Here is a 531-nt window from a genome sequence, read left to right as displayed (position 1 = left end):
AAATCAGTTTCTGAGATGCCCACTGAACGGTAAAGTCCTATAAAGAGTTTACCGTGAATGGGCATCGGACCGTCTTTTTCTATCCCTGGAACCTTAGTTTCACTTACGGTTGGAAGCTGGTTTTCATCCCCGAAGGATTCTCCTTGACCCGCTCACATCCAAACATCCAGTCCGTCCCCTCGCCCCGCTTTCCTGCTGGTTTTCTCCTACCAAGTTAATTAAATGAATTTTTACATGGAAAAAGTATGTATAAGAAGGGAGATTTTCTTACATCAATCCTCAGGTCATTTTCGAAAATGCCTTCCCGTTTTACTGTTAATCCCCACACCATCTATATGAAATCTCCATACCATAACTCGTACTAAATACACCCGATCAAACAATTCTTTGCTTTTTCTACGCTTCTCCCAAAATCTTTCTTTTCATAGTGAAGCCGATACACAGCCATGAGGACGGGGAATCTGGGGCAGGCGGCCGTGGATGAGAGGAATTGGGGGGCATATGCAGACCCTTAGAAATACTTGGTCTTCA

This window comes from Clostridium sp. MCC353, from assembly GCF_018785315.1.
Taxonomy (GTDB): Bacteria; Bacillota; Clostridia; order Lachnospirales; family Lachnospiraceae; genus CHH4-2.
The sequence above is the reverse complement of the archived record's forward strand: the minus strand, read 5'-3'. Positions refer to the sequence as shown.